The organism is Microcoleus sp. LEGE 07076 (assembly GCF_015207455.1).
Classification (GTDB): domain Bacteria; phylum Cyanobacteriota; class Cyanobacteriia; order Cyanobacteriales; family Microcoleaceae; genus Microcoleus.
In genome coordinates this window covers 1-9440 of record NZ_JADEWV010000215.1, presented here as the reverse complement: position 1 = coordinate 9440, position 9440 = coordinate 1, and the positions used below count along the sequence as shown (strand labels likewise).

The window sequence follows — 9440 nt, the reverse complement described above, 5'->3', positions numbered from 1 at the left end:
CGCCGAAACCGCAGCCCAAACCAGCCACGCCGGGAGTCCGCACCGCACCATCTGAGCGGACGGTGCCTTTTCCGGTGAGTCCGGCAGATACGATCGAAGTTAAGGCCGACAGCCAAGAATTTGATGACAAGCAGCAAATCGTGACGGCGGTTGGTAATGTGGTGGTGCGGTTCCGGCAAACTGTGATTGATGCCGATCGCGCGATCGTCAACTTAGTCACCCGCCAAGTGATAGCATCCGGCAATGTCGCCTATACCCGCGGCCAACAAGTAATACGCGGCCGCCAGATGGAATTCAATCTAGGACTCAATGCCGGCACCGTCGAACAAGCAAGCGGCGAAATATTTCTCCCCGCCGCCAGCACCGAATTAACACCCACACTACCCACAGATATCAGTGCCGGCACCATTCTCGAACAGCCTCTGAGCGATCGAATTACCAGCCAGCAGCCCCTGCGCCAAGTCAAATCCTCCGGAGCAGCCACCGTTACCGTCGGCGGCGGCGGACAGCTAGCAGCCCCCCAAGTTGTCGGCGCAGTCAACCGCGTCCGCTTTGAAGCAGAACGCCTCGAACTTCTGCCAAACGGCGTCAGAGTAGCAACCAACATTCGGATTACTAACGACCCGTTTTCCCCGCCAGAATTTGAATACAGAGCCCGGAGGGCCACGATTACAAGGATTTCCCCCACGGCTGAAGAATTAGTCACCAACTCGCCCCGTTTAGTGTTCGACAACCAAATCAAAATACCCGTGTACCCCCGCAGGCAAGTGTTTGACAGCAGGCAACAAAACGGCCCTTGTTTGACCTTTGGCTACGACGGCGGGGACAGGGGCGGTTTGTATGCCGAGTGCGGTTTTCAGGTGTTGCAAAACGGGCCGGTGCGACTAACCCTGACACCCCAAATTTACCTTCAGCGGGCAGTGGAAAAGCACGGCGGCAATCCGTTTTTTCCAGACAGTTACGGGCTCAAAGCCAAGTTGACTTCTAGGCTGGGCCCGCGCACCAATCTGGAAGGTTCGGCGATATTTCTGAGTTTTGAAGATTTCCCGAATTTGCCAGAAAACAGCTTTCGGGGCAATTTGCGCCTGCGGCAGTCGATCGGCACTCACTCTCTAGCGGCAGAATACAGTTACCGCGATCGACTGTTTAACGGCTCTCTGGGCTTTCAAACCGTACAGAGCAGCCTCGGAGCAGTCCTGACTTCCCCAGTCATCGGGCTCGGAGGAACAGGCATCAATCTCAGCTACCAAGCCGGGTATCAATTTATCAATGCTGACACCGATCGAGCAGACTTGCTCGAACCAGTGCGAGAAAACAACCGCATCGATTTGGGCCGCGCCCAAGCCAGCGTCGCCTTGAGCCGCGGCTTCAACCTGTGGCAAGGTCAACCCCTGCCCCGCACGCCCACCCAAGGTTTGAGGTACACCCGAACGCCAGTGGTTCCTTTCTTGCAACTGGCCTTGGGAGTCCGGGGAGTTGGCTCTTATTACAGCAGCGGCGACCGACAAAACTCGATCGCCAGCAGCATCGGCATTCAAGGGCAGTTCGGTCATTTCTCCCGCCCTTTCCTCGACTACACTGGATTTAACGTGACTTACACTCAGGTAGCGCAAGACGGCACATCGCCTTATTTGTTCGATCGGCTAGTAGATTTGAAAGTCCTGTCTTTTGGACTTGTCCAGCAAGTTTACGGAGGGTTTCGAGTCGGGTTTCAAAGAGCGATTAATTTAGACAGCAAGGAAGCAATCAGTACCAACTACACTTTAGAATACAGCCGCCGCAGCTACGCAATTATTTTACGTTTTAACCCCGAACGTCAAGTCGGCAGCCTGACATTTAGAATCAGCGACTTCAACTGGAACGGCACTCCCCAACCTTTTTCCGGGGACGTGCGAACAGTAGAAGGAGGCGTGCGTTTATCCGATTAATTCAATTGGCTAATAGGGAATTTGTCAAACAGGGTATTTGGAACCAACACTCAACAGACAACAGTCAACCGTCAACACTCAACCGTCAACACTCAACCGTCAACACTCAACACTCAACACTCAACAGTCAACACTCAACACTCAACACTCAACAGTCAACAGACAACAAATGATAGAAGTGACGGCAATATCTGCACAAGCAGCGGCTCTGCTGGTTCACTACGGCTTTGACCTAGGTGGCAAAAAAGCCGAGAAATTGGCGGGTGAATGGCTGACCAAGTATCCCGGCTACTGGCTGCGTTTAGCAGTAGTTGAAGCGCTTTATCAAGGGCGCTACAAGGCTGTTTCCGTCGGACAGCTATTGAGTATGTGGCATCGGATAGGAGAACCTCTCTATCATTTTAATCGCGAGTTTGAACGCTTAGTCTGCAACAATTTTCCTCAAGATTTAACTTCTGAAAAAGATGCGGGGGAGTCGCCGGACGATAGAGTTTTATCGAACCCCGAATCAGCAGAAGTTAGTGTCGCAGAGTTAGATTTGCCGACGTCGTCAGAGCCCGAAGTCGATCGCGCGCCAGAGACAGAAGTCCCGAACACAGAAATACAGGAAACAGAAAAAATGCCTGCGGGCGATCGTACAAAAGAAAGTACAGAAGTTGTAGTATATGAAGACGTAGCTGTTACCGCCGTCGCCGATCGAGCCGAGGTCGATCGCTTCTTAGCGGGCAAACCTGCCGCCAAATCATTCCCAGTTGTCAAACACACTGATTTTCACGCCAAGTTAAAAGCCGTTGCCCTCAAAGGCCGCATAAATAAGAGACAAAGCAGAAATAAGGTGTAAACTTTGGGAATAAAATAGTTATTTTTGACAGTCCCAAAAATAGAGATAGTCCCCGATTTAAGTAGTGGAAAGTCAAAAAGATCAGACCCAAGTTTAATGTCTCATATCGTGGACGGTTGCATCCCAATCATAAAATCGAATCAACAGTTAACACTCAACCATTCAGTTTTTCGACCCGCCAGTCAACAGTCAACCGTCAACAATTCCGGTATGAGTGCAACCGCAATTGATCTCAGATTCATCCGCAGAGCAAATTTCAAATCGACGGAATATTAACTTTTCGGACTTACTCCCATCCGAATTTCCGAACAAAAAGATGCCTGTTCGGTACCGTTAGCTTGTTTAACAACGCTAGTCCGCAGCCGCAGATTGGGCATGAGATACCACAGCCTTTCTTCGGCACAGACTGTATCCGATTCTGTAATCAATGTCAGCACATCATCGCCGCCCATCACGTAGCGACTGTTTCCCCTTTCTTGCAACACTTGACCTTCGCTAGGATTGTCAGGATTCGGCACGATCGCTAAAATTGTAGAACCAACTTGTTTAGCTTGGTTGCGATCGGCAGTACCATCCCAAGAAATCCGAACGCCCTTTAGTTTAGTGGAAGTCGGATCGATCGAGTGCTGTTGGCAAAGTTTGACAACTGCTGCGTCGCTAGCTGTCACCATTTCTATTTTGAGGTCAGATTTACCTGCTTGCAATTCGCCAGACTTAAGATTGTGTACGGTACGCTGGGAAAACCATTTACCTGCACTCAACTCAAAAAACTCAATCACATCCATGAAATTTGTCTCTAAACTTAAAATAGTTGTTTATTTTCGATCGCCACTTGTGCGCTGGGGACTGTTAAACCCGGTTTTTTCCTGCGTACAAGTGGTGGTGAAACCGCAATCAAACCAACGATTTTGGCTAAAAACCCGGTTTAACAGTCCAACTCCTGTTCTATATTTTAAAGGAATGGGGCGCGCCTGCAAAACTTTCCGAGAGTTTTGGGCGAAGCCGATTGCAAATGCCGCCCCGGTACAAAACTCAACCGGAGGGACATCTAGCTCCCCGATGCGGCCAAATTGACAGAAAATTAAAGTATCCCCCATCCTGTCTGCCGCCAGTCTTGCAAAATCAAATAGGATTGCCACACATCAAAATTTTTAGCTTTGAGACGATCGACAATCATTGCCCAAGCACCAGCTATGTTAAGAAAAACAACGATATATGTCAGATGGTTGTCGATCGGTAAATTTAAAAATGTTGAATTAAATTATCTTGGCAGCAGTTGACAATAATCGAACTCCTCGAACATTCTCAAAGCAGAGTCTGACTCAAAAACCAGCGAGGCATCGAAACATCACCCTCATCGAGGGCAGCAGCACCGTAGCAAATAACCTTCAAATATGTCATGCTAAGTCAAGAGGTAAGTCAAGAGCAAAGATTCTCGATCAAGTTTTGAGCAAGGTGCAGCTAGCGATCGCATACATTTTAAAAAAAAGACATCCACAAATTTATGAGCGAGTTTACCCAAGGGCTGGATAAAATGCAGCCCGCAGAACAGACACACTGTCTGAAAATCCTGCCAAATCAACTAACAGCAACTTCAGACTCAGAGAAATTATACAGCTTACTAACAGATTACAATTTTATCGAAGCCAAGCTGTCAGCATCAGGAGTACAAGCCCTAATAGAAGATTACGATTTGGCAACAAATTTCGATATTATTACCCCAGACGAAAAAGCCTACAAATTCAAATTAATTCAAGAAGCAATTTGTCTTTCTGCCCACATTATAGCCAAAGACAAAACCCAACTAGCAGCCCAACTAATTGCCCGCTTAAGGCCTTTTGAAATCCCAGAAATTCAAGCACTGGTAGCACAAGCAAAACAACAGAAAAACCCCTGGCTGCGCCCGCTAACCACCAGCTTTACCCCTCCTGGCGGGAGATTGCTGCGAACCCTCACCGGACATACAGATTGGGTACAAGCTGTAGCAATCACCCCCGACGGCAAGCGGGTAATTTCTGCATCCTCCGACCACAGTCTCAAAATTTGGCACTTAGAAACAGGAGAAGAACTTTTCACCCTCAAAGGTCATCTTACCTACGTCAATGCTGTAGCCGTCACCCCAGACGGCACTAAAGTAATTTCTGGTTCTTGGGACAATACTATTAAAATTTGGAATTTAGCAACAGGAACAGAAATATCAACATTGGCAGGCGATACTTTCGCAGTAGAAGCAGTAGCAGTAACACCCTCGGGCAATCAAATAATTTCTGGTTCCTGGGACGGCAGCATAAAAGTTTGGAATTTGTCAACAGGAGGAGTGATTTTCAACCTAAAAGGTCACAGCAGCTTTGTCCAGTCCGTAGCAATAACTCCCGACAGCAAACTGTTGATTTCCGGTTCAGGAGACAACAGCATCAAAGTCTGGAACCTAAAAACAGGAAAAGAACTTTTTACCCTCAACGGTCATGCAGACTGGGTAAAAGCAGTAGCAGTTACTCCCGATGGCGAAAAAATCATTTCCGGCAGTTACGACGGCACTGTAAAAATTTGGAGTTTGTCCGAACAAAAGCAGCTTTTTACTTTAGGAAAACACGGAAGTTTCGTTCAAGCTGTGGCAGTAACTCCCGACGGCAAGCGGGTAATTTCAGCTTCCGGCGACAAAACGCTGAAAGTTTGGAATCTCGCAACAAAACAAGAACTTTTCAGTTTTACCAATCACATCGCCCCAGTGAATGCTGTGGCAGTTACCCCCGATGGCAAGCGGATAGTTTCTGGTTCCTCAGACAAAACCCTCAAAGTTTGGCACTTAGAAATAGGGCAAAAAAATTTCTCATTTGCAGGTCACGACGACTGGGTAAATGCTGTAGCAGTGACGGCGGACTGTACTAAAGCAATTTCCGGATCTGGAGACAACAGCATTAAAGTCTGGAATCACAAAAACGGACAGGAAATTTGTACTATTGCGGGACACCAAGATTGGGTAAAAGCGATCGCAATAACACCAGACAGCAAGCGAATAGTTTCGGGTTCCGGCGACAAAACCGTAAAAGTTTGGGATCTAGAAACCGGAAAGGAAATATTTACTTTGACGGGTCATACGGACTGGGTAAACTCTGTGGCAGTGACTGGGGATGGAACGATCGCGATTTCCGGTTCTGAAGACAAAACTATTAAAGTTTGGAATCTAGAAACCGGAAAGGAAATTTTTACTTTTTCCGGTCATGAGGACGGGATAAAAGCTGTGGCAGTTACTCCCGATAGCAAGCGGATGATTTCGGCTTCCGGCGACAAAACTCTGAAAGTTTGGAGTTTGGGGAAAGAAAAGAATATTTTGGCAAATTTATGGGATTTAGCAGTCAAAAATCTACTTTTCACCCTCAAAGGTCATGAAAGTTTTGTGAATGCTGTGGCAGTTACGGCGGATGGCAAATGGGCAATTTCAGGCGGCCGTGAAAACAATCTGAAAGTTTGGAATTTGTCAAGTAGAAAAGAAGTTTTTACTTTAGCAGGTCATGGGGATGCGGTAACATCTGTGGCGACTGTGGGAAATAAGGTGATTTCTGTTTCCGACGACAATACTCTCAAAGTTTGGGATTTATTGAGTCGAGAAGAAATTGCTAGTTTCATGGGAGATAGTGCTTTGAAAGCTTGCGCTATTGCACCGGATGGGGTGACAATTGTGGCGGCGGAAGCTTCGGGACAAGTGCATTTTTTGAGGTTGGAAGAGGGAATTGGTCATTAGTTATTGGTTGTTGGTTATTGGTTATTGGTTATGATGCCGATCGCACTTTTGCTAAAATTTAAAAGTGCGATCGCCCTTTGCCCAATCCAGTCTACAATTATTCCGGTTCAATTCCCATCGAGCGCAGTCTTTCCGCTAGGACAGCAGCCCAAAGTGCGATCTTTCTCAATACAATAGCCTATTCATCTTGCTCTCTCCTCTCTAACTCCGCGCCCTCAGCGCCCTCTGCGGTTCATCAAAAAAAATCTGATTCACCATCAAAAACAGGGCAGACACCGCCCGCCCCAGCCAACTAACGCCTCTGCAACGTCACCCCACGAATAGAATAATCCAAAAGCTCGATCGGGTGCATCAAAGTAACTTGTTTACCCTGCAACTCCAAATGCTTCTTAATTTGCAAAGAACAACCCGGATTAGAAGAAGCAATCAACTCGGCCCCAGTATTCAGCAAATTCTCCACCTTCTGCACACCCAACTCATCAGCAATTTCGGGCTGAAGCATATTGAAAACCCCCGCGCTACCACAGCACAAAGCAGCATCCAGAGGTTCTTTTAACCTCACACCAGGAATTTGTTGCAGCAACTGGCGCGGCTGCAAACCAATCTTTTGTCCGTGCAACAAATGACACGCATCCTGATAAACAATCGTCAAATCTCCCTCAACCAGAGGATTGAGTTTCGCCGTCATTCCCGCACTTGCCAAAAACTCCTGCACGTCTTTCACATTAGCAGCAAACTTCTCAGCTTTCTCCCGATATTCCGCATCATCAGCTAAAATGTGACCGTATTCTTTCAAAGTGTGACCGCAGCCGGCTGCGTTGATAATTACAAAATCAACATTAGTATTTTCAAAACTGTCAATCATTTGTCGCGCCAAAGACTTCGCCTGTTCAGCTTGTCCTTGATGTTCCGGCAAAGCAGCACAGCATCCCTGACTTTTCGGAATCACAACCTCGCAACCGTTAGCCGTCAAAACACGCACCGTAGCCTCATTAACAGGCGAGAACAACAACCTCTGCACACAGCCTAAAATCACGCCAACTCGATAGCGTTTCTCCCCTTGTGCGGGAATAACCTCCGGTAAATTATCCCGAAAAGAATCAACTGTCACCTGCGGCAAAATTGATTCCATCGCCGCCAAGCGAGGAAATACTTTTTTCAGCAAACCTGTTTTACGAATTAGTTTTGGCAGTCCTAATTTTTGATAAACAAACAGCGGTACAAGCAAAGGCCGCAATCTGTGAGGATAAGGAAAGAGATTAAAAATCAGAGTGCGAATTACATTGTCAGAAAAAGTGCGTTTTTGGTTTCTGGTAACTTGGTGGCGAGTTGCAGAAATCAACTTGTCGTATTGAACTCCAGAAGGGCAAGTTGTAACGCAGGCCAAACAGCCCAAACAAGTATCAAAATGCTGCGAAGTTGCTGAATTTAAAGGTGCATCGCCCTCGTTAATTGCATCCATTAAATAAATGCGACCTCGGGGCGAATCCATTTCTTTGCCTAGTACGCGATAACTCGGACAAGTTGACAAGCAAAAGCCGCAGTGTACGCAAGTATCGATTAATTTCGGATCCGGCGGATTGTTAGCATCGAAACCGATTTCGAGAGTTGGCAAGTGCGGATTTTGTGCTAGGAAATTGCTTTCTTTCGCTGGTTTTAAATCCTGACTAGAAATTTGAGATGTTTCTGAAGTTTGCATAGGGCAGAAAGAAGTTCGGCAGCGGATTATTTAACGGATTTAACGCATGAAGTTTAGTCAACGGAACACACTCTCTTCTCTTTCCTTCCTTCGCGTTCTTTGCGCCTTCGCGGTTCATAAAAAAAAGCATCTGATTCACACTAGAAAACGATCGCAATTTAACATATTTCCCGGATCAAACTCTTGTTTGATCCGGCGCATTAAATCGATCGCACTTCCAGTATAGCCCCAAACATCTAACTCCTGCTTGATGCGAGTCGGTGCTGCCAAAACAGTCAGAAAACCGCCTTTAGCTTCGCACCCTTGGCGTACCTGCAACAGCGTTTGAGCAGTCGCCGTCTCAAACCGCAAAACCCCCAAACCGCTGCCGGCATGAATCAAAGCGTCCTGTACCGGCAACTCGTTAATTGCCTTGACAGCTTCCGACGGTCTGATGCCTATTTTACAAATAATTGCTGAATTATGGGCAGAATTCCACATTGTTTCTGGCAATTTTTCCCATAACTGACGCTCATCATTACCGCCGCAGCTAGTACCTTGCAAGCCCAACTTTTCGCCAACTTCCAACAAGCGGGCTGATTGTTGTTTGACGCTTTCGGCGATACTTTGAAACCTTACGATTAATCCCGAACCTTTACCCAAACTCTGTTTTTCTACTAACTGCGGTGACAGCAAATCAACGGCTGTCGGAGTCAAGGCAGAGGATAACAAGATTTGAGCAGCTTGGGCTAAAGCATTAGTTTCCCCTGTCAGCACTACAGTTTCCGATGATTCGGGCAATGGATAAACTCGGAAAGTTACTTGAGAAATGATGCCCAACGTGCCGTAGGAACCGGTCAACAGTTTCATTAAGTCGTAACCGGCGACATTTTTAACGACTCGACCGCCGGCTACAGCTATTTTACCGTCCGATCGCACAAAGGTGATTCCCAACAGCAAATCGCGCACCCCCCGGTAGCGGTGTCGCAGCGAACCCGTATCAGCAGTAGCCACAATCCCGCCCAAAGTTGCCTGTTGCGGATATGCTGGATCGATCGGCAAAAATTGACCTGCTGCAGCTAAAATTTCCTGCAAATCCGCAAACTTCATCCCCGCTTCCGCAGTCACCGTTAAATCGCCCACAGCGTGTTCTACAAGCCTGTTTAAGCGCGATGTACTCACAGCCGCGATCCCCCCTAAATCCCCCTTAAAAAGCGGGACTTTGACAACATCTTGCTCCCCCCTTGGTAG

The 9440-nt window shown here is 47.4% G+C and carries 6 protein-coding genes; 3 read left to right on the top strand and 3 right to left on the bottom strand.

The features are described 5' to 3' along the window. Both IQ270_RS24855 and IQ270_RS24850 read left to right on the top strand, forming a co-directional pair. Window positions 1-1928: DUF3769 domain-containing protein (locus tag IQ270_RS24855; RefSeq protein ID WP_193975850.1), on the top strand; the 1928-nt coding region annotated here is incomplete at its 5' end. Between the two features lie 37 nt (window positions 1929-1965). Beyond that, window positions 1966-2769: a hypothetical protein gene (locus tag IQ270_RS24850; RefSeq protein ID WP_228056676.1), complete on the top strand. Its 804-nt coding sequence runs from the start codon at window positions 1966-1968 to the stop codon at window positions 2767-2769. A gap of 272 nt (window positions 2770-3041) precedes the next feature. Here the strand turns inward: IQ270_RS24850 and IQ270_RS24845 are convergent, their stop codons facing one another. Then, window positions 3042-3554, bottom strand: coding sequence for a phycobiliprotein lyase (locus tag IQ270_RS24845; protein ID WP_193975849.1), 513 nt, complete (start codon window positions 3552-3554; stop codon window positions 3042-3044). Window positions 3555-4273: 719 nt separating this feature from the next. Here IQ270_RS24845 and IQ270_RS24835 point away from each other — a divergent pair. Next, a complete protein-coding gene (locus IQ270_RS24835; protein WP_193975847.1) occupies window positions 4274-6511 on the top strand; it encodes a WD40 repeat domain-containing protein in 2238 nt (745 codons plus the stop codon). A gap of 292 nt (window positions 6512-6803) precedes the next feature. Here IQ270_RS24835 and IQ270_RS24830 read toward each other — a convergent pair whose 3' ends face one another. Both IQ270_RS24830 and IQ270_RS24825 read right to left on the bottom strand, forming a co-directional pair. Then, window positions 6804-8210, bottom strand: coding sequence for a (Fe-S)-binding protein (locus IQ270_RS24830; RefSeq protein WP_193975846.1), 1407 nt, complete (start codon window positions 8208-8210; stop codon window positions 6804-6806). A 135-nt stretch (window positions 8211-8345) separates the two neighbouring features. Further along, window positions 8346-9440, bottom strand: a 1095-nt coding sequence (locus IQ270_RS24825) for an FAD-binding oxidoreductase (protein ID WP_193975845.1), incomplete at its 5' end; no start/stop codon positions are given.